This window comes from Acinetobacter sp. Marseille-Q1623 (assembly GCF_902809895.1).
Classification (GTDB): domain Bacteria; phylum Pseudomonadota; class Gammaproteobacteria; order Pseudomonadales; family Moraxellaceae; genus Acinetobacter; species Acinetobacter piscicola_A.
Genome location: NZ_CADDWG010000001.1, coordinates 815,256 through 837,244, shown reverse-complemented (window position 1 = coordinate 837,244; position 21,989 = coordinate 815,256). Strand labels below are relative to the sequence as shown.

Sequence of the window (21,989 nt, the reverse complement as noted above, 5' to 3'; positions counted from 1 at the left end):
CATAAAAGTGCATAATAAAATAAGACATCAGTTCGCAACAAGCCGCATATTATGTCGCATTCACATCATTTATTTTCTAAGCTGAATTTCTCTGCAAAGTTCAGTTTTATCGGCATAGTCTTTTTACAAATTCTTTTACTACTGGTCTTCTTCGCAATGGGTGGCGTGATCAAAAACACTTTCAATCTCCCTATTTCAGCCGCTGTTATTGGTTTAATGCTTGTACTGCTCTGTTTATTCAGCGGTATTTTAAAATTAAACTGGATTAAGACAGGTTCTGACATGATTTTGGCAGAATTAGTGCTCTTCTTTATTCCTTGTTTCATCGGGCTGATGAAATACAAAGATTTATTTTTGACTGAAGGTTGGCAACTGCTGATCGCCGTGTTTATCGGAACAATTTGTGTCATGGTCTGTACAGCGTATAGCGTACATTTTGGTTTTAAACTTGAGCATAAAATTAAGCAACGGCGATTAGAACATCAGAACAAATGGCAGCATGATCAGGAGAAGCATAAATGTCTTTAATTTCCATGGTCTGTTTTGTTGGGACATTACTTGCCTACATTTTAGCCAAAAAACTGTATCGTAAATTACCTTACTTGGTTTTTTCACCTGCAATCCTTGTGCCTGTGATGATTATCCTGATTTTACTGTGTTCTCATACCACATATGAAACTTATATGCTGGACAGTCAATGGATCGTATGGATGCTCGGACCTGCCACAGTGGCTTTTGCGATTCCTATTTATGAATATCGCAAAGTGATCTACCAACATATTTTATCTATTTCAATGGGGGTAATCTTTGGCATGTTCGCAGGGATGCTCAGTGCATTTTATTTGGCAAAATTATTTCGCTTTGATCAGATGACCACGTATAGCTTAATGGCACGTTCAATCTCTACGCCTTTTGCGATGGAACTGGCGGAACATATTGGTGGCTCGGTGGAATTGGTGATTTTATTTACCATTATTACAGGACTGGTCGGAATGTGTTTTGGTGATGTGATTTTAAGAATGATTCACTTAAAATCGCACTTTGCCATGGGTGCATCTTTAGGCAATGCAGCACATGGTTTTGGCACAAGCAAAGCCTATATGCGTCATCAACAAGAAGGTGTGATTGCAAGTTTGACCATGGTACTTGCTGGTATTTTCATGGTCATTGTAGGGCCTTATTTGGTACAAATGATTTTAGTGTTTGCAGGTTGACCGAGAAAATTGAAATGACCAATCATCTACTATTTGGTTGATGTTTGGTATTTCATTAAATACAAAGCATCAAAATGTCCAATAAAAAGTTTACTAATCTCTATGTGATAGATCCTATAAAGATTTAAAATGCTGTGGACGTTGTTCTTCTATGTTTCACACAAATTTATAAGATTAAAAATAAAAACTTAAAATCACAAAACACAACAAAGTGGCTGTTTCTAAAATTTCAATGCTTGCCCCGACAGTATCTCCCGTAATCCCTGCAATACGTTGTATAAATTTATGCCGTAAATAATACAAACTGAATAGAAATACAAGACTGCTGACAAGACCAAGCCATGAAAAAACCAAAGGAAAACTTAAACACACCACAATAAGCAAAACAGCCGTTTTTTGTGGAATAAATTCTGCCAATGCAGAACCCAAACCATTTTTTCTTACATAAGGCGTGGTCAGAAATAAAATCAGAGGTGCAATACGTCCAAGGACTGGAAATATAAGTAAAGCGAGTAACATTTTTTGTTGAAGTAACACATAAATTGCAGACCACTTCAACAAACAAATCATCACTAAACTTAAAACGCCAATCGGGCCACAATTTGGATCTTTCATAATGGCTAAAGTACGTGCTTGATCACCAAAACCACCGACCCACGCATCAGCAGTATCCGCCAAACCGTCTAAATGCAATCCGCCTGTTAACCAAATCCATGTACACAACACGATAGAAGCCAATAAAATGATTGGTAAGCTTTGAAATAATATCGCTATCGCCCATAAAATAGCACCAATTAATAAACCCACAACGGGATAAAACAACAATGATTGTCCATTTTGCTGTGGGCTGGGCATCGCTTTTAACTGAATAGGAAAGGTTGTTAAAAACTGCAATGCAATTAAAAAAGGGGTCATGTTAAAGTTCTTTACTGTTTAAAGTATCTGATAAATAAAGTATTGAGTTTTGTTCAATATCGATTTCAAAGCGATGCAATGTGCCCAATTCAGCCGACAACGTTAAAATTTCATCTAAGTTTTTTTGTGCCGCAAGACATTTTAATAATTTAATGACTCCACCGTGTGTGACCAATAAAACTCGTTGCCAATGCTGTTGCTGCATTGCATGTTGTATATTTTTCAATGCTGTGCAAATTCTTAAATAAAACTGCTGCATTGTTTCTGCATTGGGCGGTGTATATTGCGTTGGGCTTTGCCAAAATAAACTCAATTCATTTGGAAAATTTTCATAAATCCATTGTGTTGATTTTGCTTCCCAATCTCCAAAATGCATCTCTTGTAAATTCGGTTCGATTCGTAAGCTTTTGCCGTACTGTGCACTTAATTGCTCAGCAAATAACTGACAACGCTGTAATGGTGAACTATAAATTGCCTGCCACGGAACGCCGTGTGAAGATTGATCTAAAAAATCCTGAACCGTCGTCTGCATTTGCAATTGTCCCTGTTCAGTTAAGGCATCATCGGTCGAACCTCTGAGCGTATGACTCAATGTGGTTTCACCATGCCGAAGTAAATCAATCTCCACGATCATTGCATCATCCTACAAATTCAACCTAAATTTAATCGGAAGCTTAAATTTTTTCACCGATGACGGCAGCTTCTGCAAAAGTTGCCATATTATTATGTAAACTACAGGCAAGTTTAATAATTCCCAAAGATGCACCGGCCCCGCTGCCTTCACCTAAACGTAAATTTAATTTCAATAAAGGTTCAGCATTGAGTTCTTGCAATAAACGTTGATGCCCATATTCTGCCGATTGATGCCCAAATAACATCCATTGACGTACATCAGGGTTTAAACGCACGGCGATTAAAGCCGAAACACTACTAATAAAACCATCGACCACCACAGGTAAACCGACTTGCGCACAACGAATATAAGCACCTGTCATCGCAGCGATTTCTAAGCCACCCACCGCACAAAGTGCCTTAAACACATCACCATTCACATCCTTTTTATGGAGTTCAAGCGCTTGATGAATGATATTTTTCTTATGTTCTAATTGTTCTGCACGAATACCTGTGCCGACACCTGTTAACTTCTCAGGCGATTCATTTAATAAAAAACATGCAACCGCAGACGCCGAACAAGTATTTCCAATGCCCATTTCACCTGCGACATAAATTGAAGCATTTCGTGCAAATGCTTGGTCAACACTATCTTTCCCGAGTTGCATCGCTGCGTGGCATTGTGCTTCAGTCATCGCAACTGTTTTGGCAAAGTTTGCAGTACCTTCAGCGATACAATGTCGTTCAACACCTTGGTATTCGTAGCTTTCGCCTACAGAGCCGCAATCAATGACTTGTAGTTTTGCATTATATTCTTTTGCAATCACGCTAATACATGCACCACCTGTAGCGAAATTTTGTAACATCTGTCGTGTCACGGCTTGTGGATATGCAGAGATATTTTCTTCCATTACCCCATGATCACCTGCAAAAATACAGATCCAAGGAAAATTCACATTGGGTTTAGCTTGACCTTGTAAACTCGCCAATTGCACAGCAATATTTTCTAAGGTAGAAAGTGAACCTGTGGGTTTAGTCAATTGTAATTGACGTTGTTCCGCCTCTTGTTTCGTTGCAACATTTGGGCTTTTACATGCATCTAACCACCAATTCATTCTTTCTCTCCTTTCAAATACATTGGAAAACCTGCGACACAAAAAATCACTTGATCGGCAATTTTTCCGAGTTGTTGATGTAAACGACCTGATTCATCTACAAATTTACGGCTCACTTCACCCATCGGCACGACACCAAGCCCTGTTTCATTACTGACTAAAATAATGTGTGCTTGTAAAGTGGGTAATATTTTTAATAACTTTTCACATTCTTGCATCTGTAATTCAGCATGTTGAAATTCCTGTGAATTTTCATCTTGCTTTAACAACAAATTGGTCATCCACAACGTTAAACAATCCACTAAAATCACGTGCTCGGGCTGATCTATTTTTTCTAATAAATCTGCCAAATAAATGGGTTCTTCCAGCACAGTCCAATCCGTTGGTCGCTGATTTTGATGATGCTCAATTCGTGATTGCATTTCTGCATCCCATGCCTGCGCTGTTGCAATATAAGTCACGTCCAAAGCAGAGGATTGAGCCAATTGTTCTGCCAAACGACTTTTGCCTGAACGTGCACCACCTAAAATAAGTCGAATCATAGTTGACCTAAATGTATTTGTTGATGGGCATATAACTGCCCTTGGATCATTTTGGCTTTGTAGTAACCAAATGTTAAATGCTCGATGTGAATTTCAAAATGCTTTTGATGAATCTTTTCAATTGTTTGAAAGATCTCTGAGGAATGATAGGCTTGGTTGTAAAGTCCTAAAGTAATATGTGGTAGATATTGTAAAGGTGCTATTTCATGATGCGTTTTTGAAAATAAATTTCTAATATTGCTTAGGCTATTTTCAAAATCAAAAATTTCAATAAATAAGGCACTATCAAAACTTTGCAGATTGCCTGTTAATATTTTAAAACTTTGAAATTGCTGTTGAATGATGTATTGAACCTGTTGTTTAAATTGCGCAATTGAAAAATCGTCATTTAAAATAGGTTGTTTTTCCGTTAAAAATCCACAAACAAATAAGGTAATATGAAACTGCCGAATATTGGGTTCAAATAAAAATGCTGAAAAATATTTTCTTAGGCTATTTAGATATTCTAATAAGGTCGGTTCTGTAATTTCGATATACCACAACGCATAATCTTCCCTGCCCTGATGCCATTCGGCATAGTCATGGGAAAGTGTAGGAATAACATAGGATAAAGGTTGTAGCAGCACGATGATTTTTACATAAATGAATAATGCTATTAGAACATAAATTTAAATAATTACTACGCATCATCCTTGAGTAATCTTCAACTTAAAACTGAATAATCTTCACGGAAGGTTAAATTCTAAGCTTGGCTTTCATTTTTTGTGCTTGCTTTAAATTTTGCATCGTACCAATGTTAAATTTATAACAATTTGCGACGATCTTCATGTGCGAATATGCTTAGGCTATTTACACGATAATCCATCATATAAATACCCTCGCACCCACACGTACCAATGCAAAGTATGGATCAATCAGATTATGGTCACATTACCTTAATATATTGAAACTTATATAAAATTATCATATAGATATATTTATATTTGAATTACATAAAAATAATATGCCTTATAAAAAAAACTTAAGATTAATCAGAAATAAATATGAAAGTATTCGTGTTAGGATGGAGCTTGCAATAGAATAGCCCGATTCGTTTACGATATGCATGTATTCGATTATGCACATGAGGCAATATTAGGAGTTTCTGATCTTTATGAGTCAGAGTTTTCAAATTGATGCAATGCGAGCATCTGCAACCGATGTGGTTTCAATTTTAAAATCCTTAGCGAATACCGATCGCTTATTGATTTTATGTCATTTGGTTCAACAAGAACTAAATGTTTCGCAAATCGAGCAACATACTCAAATTACCCAACCAACGTTGTCACAACAACTGATGATGTTGCGTAAAAGTGATATGGTCAGCACTCGACGTGATGGTAAACAAATTTATTATTCAATTAAAGATCCAAAGCTAAGTCTTGTTTTAAATACACTTTATGACTTGTATTGTCCTCAGTGATTTTTAATCTGTAGTCAGATCAACTTTGAATAAATTGAAAATCAAGCATTTAAAGTTGATCAAAATTTGTATTTTAAAATGGGACTATAATTCTTAGCATTTTTTCTGCATAATATATATAAAAATATGATATAGATTTTTATGCCTAAATCTCAATCTAAGTTAAATGCTATCATCCCTGCTTGGCATTGGCTGCAACATTATAATGCTCCTTTTTTTAAAGCAGATTTACTTGCAGCACTCATTGTCATTGCAATGCTTGTTCCGCAAGGTATGGCATATGCCATGGTAGCTGGTTTACCACCGATCACAGGTTTGTATGCCAGTATCTTACCGATGATTGTGTATGCTATTGTCGGTGGTAGTCCAACATTGTCGATTGGTCCTGTCGCACTGATTTCAATGATGACATTTGCGACCTTACAACCCTTGTATGAAGTAGGTTCACCTGTTTATATTCAAGCAGCGTGTTTATTGGCAGTCTTGGTCGGAGTTTTATCGACTTTATTGGGAATCTTGCGTTTCGGTTTTTTAATTCGACTAATTAGTCATCCTGTCATCAAAAGTTTTATTATTGCCTCTGCTGTTTTGATTGCACTAAGTCAACTTAAATTTTTAGTCAATTTACCTTTACAATCGGGCAATGTCGTTGAATTTGTAATTTCTGCTGCCGAATATATTTCATTGATTCATTTTCCGAGTTTAATATTTGGTGGCTTTGCCATTTTACTCTTAATTTACGCCCCTAAAATCATTGGTTTTTCTTTAGCAAAATTAAATAAAAATAGCATTATTTTTATCAATAAATCATTGCCATTATTACTGGTATTTTTTTCGATTGCACTGGTACAGCTTTTAAACCTTGATCAGTTTGGTATCAAAACTGTAGGGGAAATTCCTTCGGGTATTCCCCCACTCTCAATGCCATTTTGGTCTTGGGATTTGGTGATGCAACTATTACCGGGTGCCGCGATGATTACGATGGTCAGTTTTGTTGAATCTATTTCGATCGCTCAAGCGACCGCATTTCAAAAAAGAAGTGAACTCAACAGTAACCAAGAATTGGTCGCTTTAGGTTTAGCAAACCTAAGCGCTGGTTTTAGTTCATCTTTTCCTGTAACAGGTAGTTTGTCACGTACAGTAGTGAATGCTGATGCAGGCGCTAAAACGCCGATGGCAGGAGTTTTTTCCTCTCTATTGATTGTTATCGTTAGTTTGTATTTCACAGGTGTTTTCAAAGCCTTACCTTTGGCTGTGCTTGCCGCAACCATTATTGTTTCAATTTGGAAATTGGTTGAATTTAAGCCTTTTATTGAAGCTTGGCGTTACTCTAAAGCCGATGGTATTGCAATGTGGGTAACTTTTTTTGGCGTACTGTGTATTGACATTTCAACAGGTTTAATTATTGGTATTGTTTCAACCTTTATATTATTGCTTTGGCGAATCAGTCGTCCACATATTGCTGTAATTGGTTTGGTTGAAGGAACACAACATTTTCGTAATATTTCACGACATGAAGTTGTGACCAGTGCCAATATTATTTCGATTCGTATTGATGAAAATTTAACATTTTTAAATGCCAATACGTTAAAAGAATTTATTATTGCCGAAGTCAGTAAAAATCAGCATTTACATCATGTTGTAATCAATTGCTCAAGTATCAGTAATATTGACATCAGCGCTTTAGAAGCCCTCGAGGATATTAATGCTGAACTTGCTAAACTCGAAATTAAATTGCATCTATCTGAAATTAAAGGCCCAGTGATGGATCGCTTGAAGGTATCAAATTTATTGGACGAACTCAGTGGTAATATTTATTTAACGCATTATCAAGCAATGCATGAATTAGATGCACAAACCTTTAATTCAGTTTAATTTTTCTTTATTGGTGAATCAATAAACTGCTACAATTTCTCATTTTCAAAAAATTATATATTTTTTAGTATCTTATTTTTTATGTGAAATTGTTTCATTCTACAAGCACTTTTAGGTATAGAATAGTCGGCTTGTTTATTGATTTTAGTCCAGTTTAAGGCAACTCAGGTTTTAATATGTTCGCTGCCCTAGCACGTTTAAGTTTAGTCACACGTATTCTTATTGCCATCATACTTGGTTTTATAGTTGCATATCTTTTCCCTAATTCTGCTGGATACGTCAGTATTTTAGGTGATATTTTCATTAAGGCATTAAAGTCAGTTGCCCCGATTTTAGTCTTTGTTTTAGTGATGTCGTCCATCGCTAATTTCAAAGTAGGACAAAGTAACCGTCAATTAAAACCTATTTTGATGCTTTACGCTGTGGGCATGCTATTAGCAGCATTCAGCTCTGTTTTTGCGAGTATCGTGTTTCCAAGTACCTTGGTTTTTACAAGTGCTAGTGATATTGCATTACAACCACCTGGTAGCGTAGCTGAAGTCTTGAAAAATTTATTGTTAAGCTTTATTACCAACCCAGTCACTGCACTTTCTGAAGCAAACTTCATTGGAATCCTTGCTTGGGCAGTTGGTTTGGGTGCTGCATTACGTCATGGTTCTGATACAACAAAACAAGTCATTACTGATGTTGCTGATGCAATTAATTCGATCATTCGTATCGTGATTAACCTTGCACCGATTGGTATTTTTGGTTTGGTCGTCGCAACGTTTGCACAAGCTGGTTTAGAAACCTTAGAAAATTATGCGCATTTAATTGCAGTGCTTGTGGCAACCATGTTCTTTGTCGCATTGGTTATTAACCCATTATTGGTTGCAATTGTAATGCGCCGTAATCCTTATCCTTTGGTCTTTAAATGTCTAAAAGAAAGTGGGATTACCGCATTTTTCACACGTAGTTCTGCAGCAAATATCCCTGTAAATTTAGACCTTGCAAAACGTTTAGGTGTAAATGAAGCGACTGCAAGTGTTGCCATTCCTTTGGGTGCAACTATTAACATGGCAGGTGCAGCAGTGACCATTACTGTTTTAACCTTAGCAGCTGTAAATACTTTAGGTATTCATGTTGATCTGGTGACTATGGTGATTTTATCCGTAGTTGCGGTAGTGACTGCATGTGGTGCATCAGGCGTTGCAGGGGGATCTTTATTACTCATTCCTGTGGCATGTGGCTTATTTGGTATTCCGAGTGAAATCGCTATGCAAGTGGTTGCTATCGGTATGGTGATTAGCGTGTTACAAGATTCAACTGAAACCGCGCTAAACTCTTCGACCGATGTATTATTTACTGCTGCTGTAGACCTTGCTAAAAAATAATCTCATTCTATACTGAATCAAATCAAGATTTGATTCAGTTAGTTTAATGCCTTTTCAACAGCTCCCTCTTTGGATTCAACTTGGTGCTTTCATGCTTGCATTAAATGCGGGCATGATCAATGTGATTGGATTAATCACTTTACTGCATCAATCTGTTTCGCATATGACAGGCAATGCCAGTATGTTGGCAATCAGCATCATACATGGTGATGTGCCTAATATCATTTTCCTTATTTTAGTGATTCTGAGCTATGTATTGGGCTCAAGCTATAGTGGTTTTATTTTAGGTAATAGTCACTTTCAAATGGGGCGACGTTATGGATTACCATTAAGCTTAGTTTCATTATTTATTGTGCTCAGTTGGTATTTTATTAAGGATTATCCACGCTATGGACTGCTTTGGGCATGTGCTGCAATGGGGATCCAAAATGCTATGGTGAGCCATTATCAGGGTGCGATTATTCGGACTACGCATCTTTCTGGCGTTTTAACTGACCTAGGGCTTGCCTTAGGCTATTTATTTCGTGGGCTTTATGTTGAAAAAAAGCGCATTATTTTACATTTACTGATTTTATTTGGATTTATCTTCGGTGGAGTAATTGCCACAGGAGTCTATCCTTATTTAAAATTAAACACCTTTCTAATGCCAGCACTACTCAGTTTTAGTTTAAGTTGCATTTATTGGGTTATTTATTTTCGTATTCATTATCTTACAAAGTGATGGTAGGTTGTTCACATGGTTAAAAATGCTTTAGCAGCTCAATTATTAAAAGCGGGCTTAGTCGATAATAAAAAGGCAAAAAAGTTGTCGAAACAAGCACAACATGAACAGCGTACGGGTCAAAACAATGACGCTGAAATAAAAGCCAAAATTGAGCAAGATAAGCAAGAAAAACTTGCAAAAGATCAAGCTCTCAACCAAGAAAAACAACGTATTTTAGATGAAAAAGCCCTCGTTGCTGCGATTATTCAAATGATTGCACAACACAAAATTAAAGACACTGATGGTGATATCAGTTATCAATTTATTGATGATGGCAAAATCAAAAAAGTCTATATTCATCAACAAGTTTATAATGCTCTTGTATCGGGTAGCTTAGTGATTGCCAAAGAAAATAATAGCTATGCATTGTTACCCAAAGCTTTAGCAGACCGTATTAATGAAAAAATGACAGGATTTATTATTGTCAATAACGCCGAAAATAATCAACAAACTACTGATGAAGAAGACCCATACGCAGCTTATGTCATTCCTGATGATTTGATGTGGTAATAGCCAGATGAATACAATTTTTATGCAAATTGACGCTTGCGAAATAAATTTCTCAATATAGTACCTTGCTCTGTATTGTTAATAATCAGCACACCCACCGCATATATGGTGGGTGTACTTTTTCGAGTATATCCATCGCAGAGATTATTATCGTTCAATTTAGGTCGTACTTAATTACGCACTCATGTTTGGCTTGTAAATGACTAGGATGCCTTTGTTTTAAGATTTTTTTAAAATTGGTATTGTTTTAATGATAAGTAGCTGTTAAATATTACAAACTTGAATAAACGTGATGAAACTTTTTACCCAACTCATTGTTAGCGTCATTCTCTTTCTGGTCAATCAAACAATGTATAGGCACAAAGGGTTACAAAATAGATCGCACATCCTAATCCACCACAAATAATAAATTGAGGTCAATATAATGGCTAAATCAAGAATCCAAATTAACGCAGATAGTGATGCAAATAGAGGTTTTGTAAGTAAATCATATAAATTACACACATCAACAGTTCAGCAAATTAAAGACCTATCCAGCGAGCTAAATATATCACAAGGTCAAATCATTGCTGAAGCATTAAAATGCTATGTAGCACATGTAAAAAAGCCTAATTAATCGGGCTTTTTTTACATAATGCCTTTTATAAGCCAAAATAGAAAAACCCGCTTTTTAAGGCGGGTTTAATTCATCAACTTGGACGTTGATGTGTAAAACATGACACAATAAGACCAGGGAAAATCTTTATGGCTTTGTTTTAACAAAAGATATTATCACTAAAATTTACTTTGAATTATTTATCATTTTCAGCCATTTTTATATCATTTTCTGACAATTTAGATGGCTTTGCTGCACAAAATACCTGTTCTGTCATTCCTGAATCAATTAAAGATTGCTTTTGTCGATCTAAAAATTGATTAGCAACCATTAACATCACACTTGCTGTTTCTAATTGAAGGTTATCTTTTGACAACGCAGCAATGTGCTGATAAGCCTCTAAACGACTACAAAATGCCTGCCTTTGTGCAGTTGCATCTGCATTTTCAGACTGATCCAATATCTTTTTGGTTGCATTCACTTGATTGGTAAAATGCGTTATCAGTTGATTATACTGTTGCTGTGTTAATGACTGATTCGCTAAAGTTTGCACGTCTTGTGCAGCGAGTGAACTGGTAAACAATATTCCACAAATACAAAAGATTTGTGTCAAAATAATTGATAAATATTTGTTTTTTATTCGATTAAAATGCATCAGCTTTCCAAACATCTTCATAGTCATCCGCATCGATCATGAAGCGAAACCCCTGCTCCAATGCTAAATATGGAATTGCATCTGGAAAAATATCTTCTAGCTCTTTCACAGTCACCAATTCAAAGTCATCTTGCTCAGCAGCTAACTCTCCACCATAAATAAACCATGCAACTTGATTCTCATCAGGTGCTTTACGTAAACCTACAATCGGTTCTTGGTTTAAGGTATGTTTGGCAATCGCAATCACATCTGTTTCATTTACTTTGATATAACGAGAATCAAATTCTTCACATACCAATTTTTGTTCTTCAATAAAATCTTGCAACATAATATTTTACATCAATCTATTAGATTTCAAATTTTAAGCATTTCATGCTCAATGCACAATGCAACTTGATGAAATAAAAATAGCAAAACCCCGAACATTCGGGGCTTTGCATCATTTAAGGACGATATTGAACAGTTATTGCTGTTGATTATGTTTCTGTTGATCATTTTGTTGGTTTGGTTGATTAGATTGTTGTTGCTGTTGACGATTTTGTTGGTTCGGTTGATTAGATTGTTGTTGCTGTTGACGATTTTGTTGATTCGGTTGATTAGATTGTTGTTGCTGTTGATCATTTTGTTGGTTCGATTGATTTTGTTGATTAGCCATTTTCATCATCTTCCTTTGCAATTTAGGGGAATGCCGTATGAACAACGACAAAATCTACTTTAAAACTTTTTTCTCTTTGAACAAGCCAATAGATGTGTCATTTTTAAACAATGTAAAGCTTAAAATATAAGCCCTTCAAATATTGATGACTTTTAAATGACATAATTACTTTGGTTACCCAATCTAGCCAAATGTTATTATTTCTTTACATCATTTTATTTGATTGACATTTTATTCAGCAAATAAAGTACAAAAAATAGGCTTAATTTTTATCTTGCTCAACATTTTTATCATAGAAAGAAATGTAACCCTGCATGATATGGAAGTTTTGCCAATCCTATAATTTTTCTTGGTCTGATTGACTGTTCATTTGTCATACACAGATTGAGCAATTCGGTCAATCTCATGCCGAATTTACAGACAATACAATGAATAACCAAGTTGTAGAAAAATAAGTAAATCACTCCGCTTTTTCAGCTATTTAGGTGCCACCATGCTGGCTTTTATTGTTTTCTGACAATCAAAAAAATCAGAGCAAATTTCTTAATAAATCACTTTATCTTAAGAATCTCAGTATTTTTCAATCCATTAAAATTCACTGAACAAGATATTCTATAAAACCTTATCTAAACCTCTCATAAAACAAATAAAAATTAAATATTTAGATAAATAAAAAATCAATCAACTCAAATTTATAGAACAAACTGTGATGTATACAAAATGATGATCAACTCTATTTTTAAAGTTCATAGTTGAATATCATCTCTATAAATAACAATTTGGTATTGATAAAAACACATCAGAAGTTTAGACCTATTAAATTTTAGAAGATTAGAAACCATCTAGAAAACTACAAAAGCACACTTCTTTGGGCTATAGTTACATAAATCACATCAACAGTTTTGGTCAATTCGGTTTAAACTCATTCAAAAATAAAAAATAAAAAATTTGTCATATTTTAACATTGTTATTTAGTCGCAAAGTTCTCAATATATAGCGCATAGTCGGTATCTGATTTCTACACCAATTAAAAGAAATTATAAAATACATGTAGAAAATTATGCCATAATACGCAAACTTTGTAGCGATCTTGCAAAGATTTTTTGCAACTTTTGAATTGGAGCAGGCTCAATGAGTTCGACCATTTTGGTCATTCACGGACCAAACTTAAACTTGCTAGGAAAGCGCGAACCAGAAGTCTATGGTCACCTTACTTTAGAAGATATTAATCAGCAACTCACTGCACAAGCCCAGCAGTCCCATATTCAGTTAGAAACTTTCCAAAGTAATTGGGAAGGCGCAATCGTTGATCGTATTCATCAAGCACAACAAGATGGTGTGCAATTCATCATTATTAATCCTGCTGCGCTTACGCATACCTCAGTTGCTCTACGTGATGCCCTACTTGGCGTTGCCTTACCCTTTATTGAAGTTCATTTGTCGAATGTTCATGCACGAGAATCATTTCGACATCACTCCTATTTATCTGATAAAGCCGTTGGCGTGATCTGTGGTCTTGGTGCAAAAGGTTATTCTTTTGCATTGAACTATGCGATCGAAAAAATTCAACCTTCAACTCATTCATAACATTAGGAATACGAATCCATGGATATTCGCAAAATCAAAAAGCTCATCGATTTGATGATCGAATCCGACCTTCAGGCAATTGAGGTTAAAGAAGGAGATCAATCGATTGCATTGACGCGTCGTAATCCTGTTGTTGCTGGCGTTGCTCCTGTTTCAGCTCCTGCTATTGAAGCACCAGTTGTTAAAGCTGCTGCACGTGGTGCTGTAGAAACTTCTCCTATGGTGGGTGTATTTTATGCGGCACCGAATCCAGGAGAGCCTCCATTTGTCAATGTTGGTCAAACGATTTCTGCAGGTGAAACTTTAGGGATCATCGAAGCAATGAAAATCATGAACCCAATCGAAGCAACACAAAGCGGCGTGATTGAAGAAATTTTAGTTAAAAATGGTGATGTAATCCAATTCGGTCAACCTTTATTCCGCTACCGCGCGTAATCGCTAGGGGGTTGATATGTTGCAAAAAGTTTTAATTGCAAACCGAGGTGAAATTGCGCTTCGCATCACGCGTGCTTGCAAAACTTTAGGGATCAAAACTGTTGGTATTTATTCTGATGCTGACAAAGATTTAATGCATTTACGCTTTGTTGATGAAGCGGTATGTATTGGTCCAGGCGCAAGCAGTGAAAGCTACTTAAATATTCCCGCGATTATTACAGCAGCAGAAATCACAGGCGCAGATGCCATCCATCCGGGTTATGGTTTCTTATCTGAAAATGCTGAATTTGCTGAAATTGTAGAAAGTTCAGGTTTTATTTTCATTGGTCCACGTCCTGAACATATTCGCCTCATGGGGAATAAAGTTTCAGCGATTATGGCAATGCGTAAAGCAGGTGTTCCAACTGTACCAGGTTCTGCTCATGCTGTCACACCAACCAATGCTTTAGCTGAAGCCAAAGAAATTGGCTTTCCATTGATCGTCAAAGCTGCCTCAGGTGGTGGTGGTCGTGGTATGCGTATTGTAGAACGTGTCGACACACTTCTTGAATCTGTACAAGCTGCTCAACGTGATGCAGAAATGTGGTTCGGTGATGATACGGTTTATATGGAACGTTTCCTACAAAAACCACGTCATGTCGAAGTACAGGTCTTAGCAGACGGTAATGGTCATGCTGTACACCTTTATGACCGTGACTGCTCTTTACAACGTCGTCACCAAAAAGTACTTGAAGAAGCACCTGCTCCAGGCTTGCCTGAGGAAGCTCGCGCACACATTTTAGAAGCCTGTGTAAATGCGTGTAAACTCATGCAATACCGTGGTGCTGGTACTTTTGAATTCTTATTTGAAGACGGTGAATTCTTCTTTATTGAAATGAATACGCGTGTTCAAGTTGAGCATCCTGTTTCTGAACAAGTGACAGGCATCGATATTATTGAACAACAACTCCGTATTGCTGCGGGGCTTGGGCTAAACCTTCAACAAGAAGATATTCAAATCAAAGGTCATGCTATTGAATGTCGTATCAATGCAGAAGATCCTTCAACTTTCTTACCATCACCAGGTAAAATTGAAAGTTTTTATGCGCCAGGTGGTGCAGGGATTCGTTTAGATTCTCATATTTATCAAGGTTATAGTATTCCACCTTATTATGACTCAATGATTGCTAAACTTATTTCATATGGTAAAGATCGTGATACTGCGATTGCACGTATGAAACAAGCTTTAGATGAGATGATTTTGACAGGCATCAAAACCAATATTCCATTGCATAAAGATTTGATTCTAGAAGATAAAAAATTCTGTCAACAAGCTATGGATATTCATTACCTTGAAAAACACTTGCTTAAGCAAGTTCAAGGTCATGAAAATGATGCTTGATAGCAGTATTTAAGCAATAAAAAACCTCTGTAAAATCAGAGGTTTTTTTATTATCAATTGTACTTGTTCAATTTTAGTTTCGATCTTCATTTCTAAGGCAAAACACGATTCAATGTCGCAAAGCACTGATCTGCTTTTTCTGAAGCACAAAAATTAATCGTATTACTATTTTGCCAACGTACAAAATACTGCGAAACTTCACCTGCTTGATTTTCCTGTCGCCCTGAGCAATCCACTTCATTATTCTCATACTTAATTTGCATGATCAATGCAGGTAATTTTTCCTGAGTATTATCAGGAGAAGCTTGATAGTCATAGAGCCCCGCTGACCATTCTTTCCCACTATTAACAACGACTTCATTTCCACCACGGAAATTATAATATTCAACACATTTTTTATTATTTGGAATCTTCATCCCCCATAAACCTAAAATTTCTGGACGTGTGGAAATACGAATCGTATTCTCAGCCAAAGTACTTTTTTCAGCTCCCACTGGTGCTGCTTTCGCTGTCGTTTCAGCAAAGCTTAAAGGTGATGCGCTTAACAACAAAGAAATGCATAATAATGTTTTTTTCATACTTAAATGTATATTACAGTGTGTTCCTATTTAAACTAACATATTTAATTAATAATGCATGTAAAAATAACCATATATGAACAATTTTTCTTTTTTGACAAAATTTTCTATTGATAAAAAATATACTTTTTCACTCAACAAAATATCCAATTCATATATAAAAATAGCCATTTATGTGAAATACTTTAATACATGTAAATGAGGTCATAAAAACAAAGTGCTTTGCAACATTTAGCAATATATAGGATCTTGAATTGTCTATATTTATTCATCAATCAGCACAATTTCTATCTAACAACTTCCGTGCCTTTGCAATTGTCATGGGAATTATTTTCGTCTGTGCACTCATTGGAATTTTAGGACGACCATTATTTTTCCTCGCGATTTTTTGGCCAGCAAACGCTGTATTACTAGGGCTGTTTTTGCGTTTTCCAACGTTACGCAATATCGGTGGATGGTTAGGAGCTTTTTGTGGCTTTATGCTTGCAGATCTCATGACAGGCAATTATTTCGTCCTTACTGTTTTTCTCACCATTTCTAATATGCTTCATGCAGTATGTACTTTGACTCTATTACATTTTTTCAAACTTGATTTTAAACAATACAATAAAGGTTTAACTTTCCTTTTTCTTTTTCTTATCTCTGCCTTTGGCGGCTGTTTAGCGGCCGCTAGTTTCGCTGCACTGACCATTCCTCATGTACCCAACACATTTATGAAGCCTGAGCGCGTATGGACAGATTTTGGTATGTGGTGGACAGGTGAAATCATTAATGTGATTGCATTTTTACCTATTTTACTCGCCATTCCTGATATTCAAACTTTTAAAAATTATTGGCATAAACAACAGCTAGCCCCTATCCAAATCAACACAATGATGCCTTTACTTGCAATTATTGGTTCAGTAATTTTGACCCACTTTTTTGTCGGTCCCGGTGCCATTATGTTTCCCATTGCAGCTTTAATTTGGGCTGCATTAACGTATAATTTATTCTTTATTGCGATCATTAACTGCATTGTCTGTATGATGCTCTATAATTCTTTAACAGAATACTATATTGCACAGTCTCCAAATGCTTATCTTGCGACCACAATTTCAGTACGTATTGGGTTAATGATGCTCGCACTGGGGCCACTCACCCTCACAATCATCAGTCTAAATCGACAGAAACTCTATCATCAAATTTTATACCTTGCCAACCATGATGGACTCACCACCACCATGAACCGTCGTTTCTTTTATGAAGAAAGTGAACGTACCGTTACAACAACCCCACAAAAAAAACAGGCGCAGACTGTAACGATTTTATTATTGGATCTAGACCATTTCAAAAAAATTAATGACACTTATGGACACCATACGGGAGACCTAGTATTACAAGAGTTCAGTCGTCAAGTACGCGAACAAATTCGCAGCGATGATTTATTTGGTCGTCTAGGTGGAGAGGAGTTTGCGATTCTACTCAAGGATATGACTTTACAACAGAGTATTCAAATGGCGCAAAGAATTTGCAATAAAGTTTTTGCAACACCGATTTATTTGGAAACAGGTGAATGTCTAAATATCAGTGTAAGCATTGGATTAAGCTATCAAACTCTCCCTTATTGTGTTCCTTTTCAACAACTGATTAAGCGTGCGGATGAAGCACTTTATCAAGCTAAGGAAAAAGGTCGTAATCAACTCTGTTTAGAGAATGCATTGCAAAAACCAACCGATCGCTTACACGCACAGTTTTGATTCATTAGCATAATATATTTAAAGATTAAGATAATATTTTCTTAATATATTCAATATGATGATTTAGAATTCGCTTATAAAACATATACACATTAATCACGTGATCCTATACAGTGATTAGCAGAACTATCAATGTATCACACATAAATGCAAGCTCATTGTCATTACATTGTATACATAATAACAATACAATGTGCAAAAATTCTTCTAGAAAATCTTTATAAGTACCCCATTTTACTAAAAAATCTACATCACAAAGAGCAAGATATTGTCATTTTTTTGATTGAGTATATGCATCAATAGATTGATTGATTGATTAAAAAAAATTATAGATAGCGCTATTTATGTTTAGATAAAAGAGTAAATTATGATGAATGCTCCGCCTTGTGTTCAACCACTTTGGGTAAAGCTTGTAGAAATAAAAATCCTAAAATGGTTGTACAACCTGCGATTATAAACACCCACTGACCTGACCATTGCTGCCAAAAATGTCCCGCCAACACACTGCCACTTGCTACCCCTAAACCCCACATCGTGCTATATAATGCCTGCCCTCGCCCTTGCTGCCCCAAACTAAAATTTTGGAAAATAATACGCATCGCAATCACATGAAAAAGACCAAAACTAAAAGCATGAAAAGTCTGTGCAATAAACTGTGCAACAAATAATTCAGGGAATAATCCCACCACAATAAAACGCAATCCAGTCATGATCAAACATAGACTGATCAAAAAACGCCACGAAAATTTATTAAGAAACAATGCCGAATAAGCGAACATGATAATTTCAGCAATCACACCAACTGACCATAACAATCCAATTTCTGTCGTGCTGAAACCTGACTGTTTTAAAAAATTGCTATAAAAACTATAAAATGGCGCTTGTGCGAACAGCATAATGAATTCGATACTAAAAAATGCAGCCACAACAGGTCGTTTTAAGATCGGCAATAAAGGCTCAAGCTGTGTTTGTGATTGAGGTGCATGACGCGGTTCTTTAATGGTAAAAGACCAAAGAAATGCCGTAAATGCAATGCATAACAACATAATTGGCAACATTGAAATTGGAACAATTTCCAATAACAGACCAATACTAAAAACCCCAACAATAAAACCAACCGATCCCCATTTACGCACTTTACCGTACAATTCTGCTCTTTTTTCACCTAACCAAAATAAGGTAACACCTTCAAATTGTGCCAAAATCGCATTTTGAAAAAAGCTAAAAATCAGCATGAGTAAAGCTATTGATTGAAAATTATTGGGAATAATAAAAATCAGTAACCAAATGACAGCTTCCATCCATGTTGCAATACGGACTAAAAGCATACGTTTACCTGATTTATCTGCAATCCATCCCCAAATAAAAGGTGCAAAAAATCGGGTAATAATAGCGATGGAAGACAAAATTCCTATTTCATTAAAATCAAAGCCTTGATCTTGTAGGTATAAACTCCAATAAGGCATGAATGTACCAACAATCGAATAGTAGAAAAAATAAAAAGCACCAAGTTTGTGTTGGATTGGCATTGGTTGCATTCAGCTGTAAACCTTTGTATTTACAATTAATTATAAAAATAATAGTTGTATACATATGCACTTAAATGCATTGGATGTAATTCAACAATCTATAAATCATAAAATTATTTATTTTTCAGACTGATAAATACGCATACAAAAACAATCATTTTGGGAGAGTAGCCTTATTATAGTTAAAATATTTACTTTTATTCAAAATCAAATCTAAATTATGATCTACTATCTAAAACAATCTCTCACCGTGCAAGTGAAGAAAATACTTAAGCCCATAAAGCAAACTTTAAGCTACCTATACGGCAGTGAACGCCCCCGATGCTTACATGACTAATCTCATGGATTTCTAAGCTGCCTATACGGCAGTGAACGTAAAGCCTATCTATGCTTTGCAGGGGGGATGTTTCTAAGCTGCCTATACGGCAGTGAACCTTAATCACTCAAACAGCTATCTAGGCCTACTTTTCTAAGCTGCCTATACGGCAGTGAACGCATTGATACATCATTTAGATTTAGAGCGATTTTTCTAAGCTGCCTATACGGCAGTGAACGGCCCTTGTTATTTACCAAATCGTAAGTGGGTTTTCTAAGCTGCCTATACGGCAGTGAACGTGAAGAACTAAATAGACAACGCTTAGATCTATTTCTAAGCTGCCTATACGGCAGTGAACAGTAATAATATAGCAAAAAAAAGAAGATATAACAGTGAGTTAAAACTTAAAATATCAAAATACCCAAGTTTTGAACCAGGTCTATAAATTATTGATTTTATTAACGTATTAAATATTCAAAAAAATATTGGTTAAAATCTTCTCTTACCCAATAACTTAATTTAACAATCTATTATCATAAAAAATCATACATAGCTGTATTATTTTACATGATGAATCACTTCACTCTTTTGCTAAGCGTATAGGATGTTAGTGCACTCCTAACACCCATTTGATGCTCAACATGCCTCAATATACATTTTAAAAAATTATTCTTTAAATTTGATAATCTAAATTTGAGCGTAAATTATCTAAATAAGGTTGTATCTTGTGAGTAATCTCTAAACAATTTAAACTATCTGCAACCCAAAAATTTTTGATTTCATTCGTACATAATATCTGTAATCTTTCATATCTTGTAGGTTTGCTCGTCACTCTGTCTTTCGCTAAAAAATAATCCGATTTCTGATCTACTAACAGTTTACTTCCATGCCAACAACCACCTATACAGATATTCATCTTACGCTCCAATTCATACTATTATTATCAATATATAATAATTTTTTTGATAAAAAAACCCACAACTTTGTGGAAAGATTGTGGGCATAAACTGAGAATATCTCGTTAATATATGATGATGGACTCAACGAACAAGCGCGACAGTTAAAAAACCAGCCACAAACTCATTAGAGGTATACCCACCTAAAAATTCTCAAAGACAACGATTCACAAAATAATAAGGTTTAATGTTTAACTTTCATTATAATTCCTCTAAACATTTTAAAGTTATTCAAAAAATGAAAAACAACTTTTTAATCATCACGCTCTCTTGTCTATGTTTAACGGCTTGCTCAAAAAAACAAGAAGCCGAGCCATCTGGCAATGAAGCCCAAGAAAACTCTATTCATGCAGCATCAAATAATCAGCTAGATACTTCAACCACCCCACAAGCCCAAACAACACCAATAACAACACAAAAACCCGAAACGATCTTAAATCCAGAAGCAAATGCTGTTGACACAACACGGCAGATGGTTCGTGAAGCGAGTGTCAATTTTTCTGCCCTAGATGTTGTAAAAACGACTCTTGCCATTGAACAGCTCTGTTTAAAAATGGGTGGTTTTATTGAACAAAAAAATATGAATTACACAGTATTAGAAGCAAAATCCCAAAATATTTCTAAGGGTAAAGTCAAAATTTTTGAAAAAATCCGTCCTGAGGCAGATTTAATTATCAGAATCCCAAGTGAAAATGCAGCAACATTTGTGAATCAACTTTTACCACTGATGTATTTCTTCAATCAACAACAATACTCTGCAAAGCGTTATGAGTTAAAGCTTCTAGAAGAAAAAGTACAACAAAGCCAAATATCAACTACGGCACAATCAAATGCCCAACTGAATGAAATTTCTCGTTTAACCCAACTCGAAATACAAGACCGTATTCATTTTAGTACCATTCATCTAAACATTGATCAACCCACGATTGTACGTGAACGCATAGATGTCAATCTTAATGATATTGCTCAGTTAAATGGTGAGCATTTTAGGAATAGAATACGCTACGCAATCCAATTCGGTTGGCAATTCCTACTCGACTTTCTTATTCTTCTGATTTCAATTTGGCCATTATATCTTTTTATTTTGATAGGATTTTTCCTGTATAAAATCGTTCAGCCAATGATCAATAAAATTGTAAAATAATCACAAGCTAAAATTAAATAGCAAGAACAAACAAATGATTA

24 protein-coding genes and 1 CRISPR repeat array are annotated in these 21,989 nt (G+C 35.6%); of the genes, 13 read left to right on the top strand and 11 right to left on the bottom strand.

The window, feature by feature from the left end:
- The first annotated feature begins 51 nt into the window (after window positions 1-51).
- Window positions 52-528 (top strand): CidA/LrgA family protein, encoded by a 477-nt coding sequence (locus HUV91_RS03890; RefSeq protein WP_174492584.1) that lies wholly within the window; start codon window positions 52-54, stop codon window positions 526-528.
- Window positions 519-1,214 carry an LrgB family protein gene (locus HUV91_RS03885; RefSeq protein ID WP_174492583.1) on the top strand — a complete coding sequence of 232 codons (696 nt, stop codon included), beginning with the start codon at window positions 519-521 and terminating at the stop codon, window positions 1,212-1,214. The genes HUV91_RS03890 and HUV91_RS03885 overlap by 10 nt, the downstream gene beginning before the upstream one ends.
- Window positions 1,215-1,388: 174 nt before the next feature.
- Here HUV91_RS03885 and HUV91_RS03880 read toward each other — a convergent pair whose 3' ends face one another.
- Genes HUV91_RS03880 through HUV91_RS03860 form a run of 5 tightly spaced genes read right to left on the bottom strand, consistent with a single transcriptional unit; the run spans window position 1,389 to window position 5,024 of the window.
- Window positions 1,389-2,129, bottom strand: coding sequence for an adenosylcobinamide-GDP ribazoletransferase (locus HUV91_RS03880; protein WP_174492582.1), 741 nt, complete (start codon window positions 2,127-2,129; stop codon window positions 1,389-1,391).
- Between the two features lies 1 nt (window position 2,130).
- Window positions 2,131-2,757, bottom strand: coding sequence for a histidine phosphatase family protein (locus HUV91_RS03875; RefSeq protein ID WP_130073627.1), 627 nt, complete (start codon window positions 2,755-2,757; stop codon window positions 2,131-2,133).
- Window positions 2,758-2,803: 46 nt separating this feature from the next.
- Complete coding sequence (gene cobT, locus HUV91_RS03870; RefSeq protein WP_174492581.1) at window positions 2,804-3,856, bottom strand: nicotinate-nucleotide--dimethylbenzimidazole phosphoribosyltransferase; 1,053 nt, start codon at window positions 3,854-3,856, stop codon at window positions 2,804-2,806.
- Window positions 3,853-4,398 (bottom strand): bifunctional adenosylcobinamide kinase/adenosylcobinamide-phosphate guanylyltransferase, encoded by a 546-nt coding sequence (cobU, locus tag HUV91_RS03865; protein WP_174492580.1) that lies wholly within the window; start codon window positions 4,396-4,398, stop codon window positions 3,853-3,855. The genes cobT and cobU overlap by 4 nt, the downstream gene beginning before the upstream one ends.
- On the bottom strand, window positions 4,395-5,024 hold the full coding sequence (locus HUV91_RS03860) for a 2'-5' RNA ligase family protein (RefSeq protein ID WP_174492579.1): 630 nt from the start codon (window positions 5,022-5,024) through the stop codon (window positions 4,395-4,397). Before HUV91_RS03860 ends, cobU begins: the two co-directional genes overlap by 4 nt.
- Before the next feature lie 527 nt (window positions 5,025-5,551).
- On the opposite strand from HUV91_RS03860, the gene HUV91_RS03855 reads away from it, so the two are divergent.
- The 6 genes from HUV91_RS03855 to HUV91_RS03830 all read left to right on the top strand — a co-directional run bounded on the left by HUV91_RS03855 (window position 5,552) and on the right by HUV91_RS03830 (window position 10,997).
- A complete protein-coding gene (locus tag HUV91_RS03855) occupies window positions 5,552-5,860 on the top strand; it encodes an ArsR/SmtB family transcription factor (protein ID WP_130073449.1) in 309 nt (102 codons plus the stop codon).
- A gap of 141 nt (window positions 5,861-6,001) precedes the next feature.
- Window positions 6,002-7,735 (top strand): SulP family inorganic anion transporter, encoded by a 1,734-nt coding sequence (locus HUV91_RS03850; protein WP_174492578.1) that lies wholly within the window; start codon window positions 6,002-6,004, stop codon window positions 7,733-7,735.
- Between the two features lie 176 nt (window positions 7,736-7,911).
- Window positions 7,912-9,108 carry a serine/threonine transporter SstT gene (gene sstT / locus HUV91_RS03845; protein WP_174492577.1) on the top strand — a complete coding sequence of 399 codons (1,197 nt, stop codon included), beginning with the start codon at window positions 7,912-7,914 and terminating at the stop codon, window positions 9,106-9,108.
- Window positions 9,109-9,154: 46 nt separating this feature from the next.
- A complete protein-coding gene (locus HUV91_RS03840) occupies window positions 9,155-9,829 on the top strand; it encodes a YoaK family protein (RefSeq protein WP_174492576.1) in 675 nt (224 codons plus the stop codon).
- A gap of 15 nt (window positions 9,830-9,844) precedes the next feature.
- Window positions 9,845-10,381, top strand: coding sequence for a DUF2058 domain-containing protein (locus HUV91_RS03835; RefSeq protein ID WP_174492575.1), 537 nt, complete (start codon window positions 9,845-9,847; stop codon window positions 10,379-10,381).
- A 424-nt stretch (window positions 10,382-10,805) separates the two neighbouring features.
- The gene (locus HUV91_RS03830) at window positions 10,806-10,997 is read left to right on the top strand and encodes a ribbon-helix-helix protein, CopG family (RefSeq protein WP_174492574.1); all 192 of its coding nucleotides are present in this window, start codon (window positions 10,806-10,808) and stop codon (window positions 10,995-10,997) included.
- A 175-nt stretch (window positions 10,998-11,172) separates the two neighbouring features.
- On the opposite strand, the gene HUV91_RS03825 is transcribed toward HUV91_RS03830, so the two are convergent.
- The 3 genes from HUV91_RS03825 to HUV91_RS03815 form a co-directional block, all read right to left on the bottom strand.
- Window positions 11,173-11,559, bottom strand: coding sequence for a hypothetical protein (locus HUV91_RS03825; protein WP_228721829.1), 387 nt, complete (start codon window positions 11,557-11,559; stop codon window positions 11,173-11,175).
- 61 nt (window positions 11,560-11,620) lie between these two features.
- Complete coding sequence (locus HUV91_RS03820) at window positions 11,621-11,959, bottom strand: hypothetical protein (RefSeq protein WP_130073441.1); 339 nt, start codon at window positions 11,957-11,959, stop codon at window positions 11,621-11,623.
- A gap of 135 nt (window positions 11,960-12,094) precedes the next feature.
- Entirely contained in the window at window positions 12,095-12,286 is a 192-nt protein-coding gene (locus HUV91_RS03815; RefSeq protein WP_180046360.1) for a hypothetical protein, read from the bottom strand.
- A 1,131-nt stretch (window positions 12,287-13,417) separates the two neighbouring features.
- On the opposite strand from HUV91_RS03815, the gene aroQ reads away from it, so the two are divergent.
- Genes aroQ through accC form a run of 3 tightly spaced genes read left to right on the top strand, consistent with a single transcriptional unit; the run spans window position 13,418 to window position 15,689 of the window.
- Window positions 13,418-13,873, top strand: coding sequence for a type II 3-dehydroquinate dehydratase (aroQ, locus tag HUV91_RS03810; RefSeq protein WP_130073439.1), 456 nt, complete (start codon window positions 13,418-13,420; stop codon window positions 13,871-13,873).
- Between the two features lie 18 nt (window positions 13,874-13,891).
- Window positions 13,892-14,308 (top strand): acetyl-CoA carboxylase biotin carboxyl carrier protein, encoded by a 417-nt coding sequence (accB, locus tag HUV91_RS03805; RefSeq protein ID WP_130073438.1) that lies wholly within the window; start codon window positions 13,892-13,894, stop codon window positions 14,306-14,308.
- 16 nt (window positions 14,309-14,324) lie between these two features.
- Window positions 14,325-15,689, top strand: coding sequence for an acetyl-CoA carboxylase biotin carboxylase subunit (accC, locus tag HUV91_RS03800; RefSeq protein WP_130073437.1), 1,365 nt, complete (start codon window positions 14,325-14,327; stop codon window positions 15,687-15,689).
- 92 nt (window positions 15,690-15,781) lie between these two features.
- On the opposite strand, the gene HUV91_RS03795 is transcribed toward accC, so the two are convergent.
- Window positions 15,782-16,267 carry a hypothetical protein gene (locus HUV91_RS03795; RefSeq protein WP_174492571.1) on the bottom strand — a complete coding sequence of 162 codons (486 nt, stop codon included), beginning with the start codon at window positions 16,265-16,267 and terminating at the stop codon, window positions 15,782-15,784.
- A 320-nt stretch (window positions 16,268-16,587) separates the two neighbouring features.
- Here HUV91_RS03795 and HUV91_RS03790 point away from each other — a divergent pair, with 320 nt between their 5' ends.
- Window positions 16,588-18,003, top strand: a complete 1,416-nt coding sequence (locus tag HUV91_RS03790; protein WP_174493582.1) for a GGDEF domain-containing protein — start codon at window positions 16,588-16,590, stop codon at window positions 18,001-18,003.
- Window positions 18,004-18,368: 365 nt separating this feature from the next.
- Here the strand turns inward: HUV91_RS03790 and HUV91_RS03785 are convergent, their stop codons facing one another.
- Together HUV91_RS03785 and HUV91_RS03780 are read right to left on the bottom strand one after the other, a co-directional pair.
- Window positions 18,369-19,541, bottom strand: a complete 1,173-nt coding sequence (locus HUV91_RS03785) for an MFS transporter (protein WP_174492570.1) — start codon at window positions 19,539-19,541, stop codon at window positions 18,369-18,371.
- Window positions 19,542-19,818: 277 nt separating this feature from the next.
- Window positions 19,819-20,206: a CRISPR direct-repeat array (repeat unit 28 nt; unit sequence TTTCTAAGCTGCCTATACGGCAGTGAAC).
- A gap of 315 nt (window positions 20,207-20,521) precedes the next feature.
- The gene (locus HUV91_RS03780) at window positions 20,522-20,764 is read right to left on the bottom strand and encodes a hypothetical protein (protein WP_174492569.1); all 243 of its coding nucleotides are present in this window, start codon (window positions 20,762-20,764) and stop codon (window positions 20,522-20,524) included.
- A gap of 278 nt (window positions 20,765-21,042) precedes the next feature.
- On the opposite strand from HUV91_RS03780, the gene HUV91_RS03775 reads away from it, so the two are divergent.
- Window positions 21,043-21,948, top strand: a complete 906-nt coding sequence (locus HUV91_RS03775) for a hypothetical protein (protein WP_174492568.1) — start codon at window positions 21,043-21,045, stop codon at window positions 21,946-21,948.
- The last annotated feature ends 41 nt before the right edge of the window (window positions 21,949-21,989 follow it).

What these genes read in the sequence shown, in the direction of transcription:
- HUV91_RS03890 (WP_174492584.1), top strand. Translation starts at nt 52, where the DNA reads ATGTCGCATTCACATCATTTATTTTCTAAGCTGAATTTCTCTGCAAAG.
- HUV91_RS03885 (WP_174492583.1), top strand. Translation starts at nt 519, where the DNA reads ATGTCTTTAATTTCCATGGTCTGTTTTGTTGGGACATTACTTGCCTAC.
- HUV91_RS03880 (WP_174492582.1), bottom strand. Translation starts at nt 2,129, where the DNA reads ATGACCCCTTTTTTAATTGCATTGCAGTTTTTAACAACCTTTCCTATT.
- cobT (WP_174492581.1), bottom strand. Translation starts at nt 3,856, where the DNA reads ATGAATTGGTGGTTAGATGCATGTAAAAGCCCAAATGTTGCAACGAAA.
- cobU (WP_174492580.1), bottom strand. Translation starts at nt 4,398, where the DNA reads ATGATTCGACTTATTTTAGGTGGTGCACGTTCAGGCAAAAGTCGTTTG.
- HUV91_RS03855 (WP_130073449.1), top strand. Translation starts at nt 5,552, where the DNA reads ATGAGTCAGAGTTTTCAAATTGATGCAATGCGAGCATCTGCAACCGAT.
- HUV91_RS03850 (WP_174492578.1), top strand. Translation starts at nt 6,002, where the DNA reads ATGCCTAAATCTCAATCTAAGTTAAATGCTATCATCCCTGCTTGGCAT.
- sstT (WP_174492577.1), top strand. Translation starts at nt 7,912, where the DNA reads ATGTTCGCTGCCCTAGCACGTTTAAGTTTAGTCACACGTATTCTTATT.
- HUV91_RS03840 (WP_174492576.1), top strand. Translation starts at nt 9,155, where the DNA reads ATGCCTTTTCAACAGCTCCCTCTTTGGATTCAACTTGGTGCTTTCATG.
- HUV91_RS03835 (WP_174492575.1), top strand. Translation starts at nt 9,845, where the DNA reads ATGGTTAAAAATGCTTTAGCAGCTCAATTATTAAAAGCGGGCTTAGTC.
- HUV91_RS03830 (WP_174492574.1), top strand. Translation starts at nt 10,806, where the DNA reads ATGGCTAAATCAAGAATCCAAATTAACGCAGATAGTGATGCAAATAGA.
- HUV91_RS03820 (WP_130073441.1), bottom strand. Translation starts at nt 11,959, where the DNA reads ATGTTGCAAGATTTTATTGAAGAACAAAAATTGGTATGTGAAGAATTT.
- HUV91_RS03815 (WP_180046360.1), bottom strand. Translation starts at nt 12,286, where the DNA reads ATGGCTAATCAACAAAATCAATCGAACCAACAAAATGATCAACAGCAA.
- aroQ (WP_130073439.1), top strand. Translation starts at nt 13,418, where the DNA reads ATGAGTTCGACCATTTTGGTCATTCACGGACCAAACTTAAACTTGCTA.
- accB (WP_130073438.1), top strand. Translation starts at nt 13,892, where the DNA reads ATGGATATTCGCAAAATCAAAAAGCTCATCGATTTGATGATCGAATCC.
- accC (WP_130073437.1), top strand. Translation starts at nt 14,325, where the DNA reads ATGTTGCAAAAAGTTTTAATTGCAAACCGAGGTGAAATTGCGCTTCGC.
- HUV91_RS03795 (WP_174492571.1), bottom strand. Translation starts at nt 16,267, where the DNA reads ATGAAAAAAACATTATTATGCATTTCTTTGTTGTTAAGCGCATCACCT.
- HUV91_RS03790 (WP_174493582.1), top strand. Translation starts at nt 16,588, where the DNA reads ATGGGAATTATTTTCGTCTGTGCACTCATTGGAATTTTAGGACGACCA.
- HUV91_RS03785 (WP_174492570.1), bottom strand. Translation starts at nt 19,541, where the DNA reads ATGCAACCAATGCCAATCCAACACAAACTTGGTGCTTTTTATTTTTTC.
- HUV91_RS03780 (WP_174492569.1), bottom strand. Translation starts at nt 20,764, where the DNA reads ATGAATATCTGTATAGGTGGTTGTTGGCATGGAAGTAAACTGTTAGTA.
- HUV91_RS03775 (WP_174492568.1), top strand. Translation starts at nt 21,043, where the DNA reads ATGAAAAACAACTTTTTAATCATCACGCTCTCTTGTCTATGTTTAACG.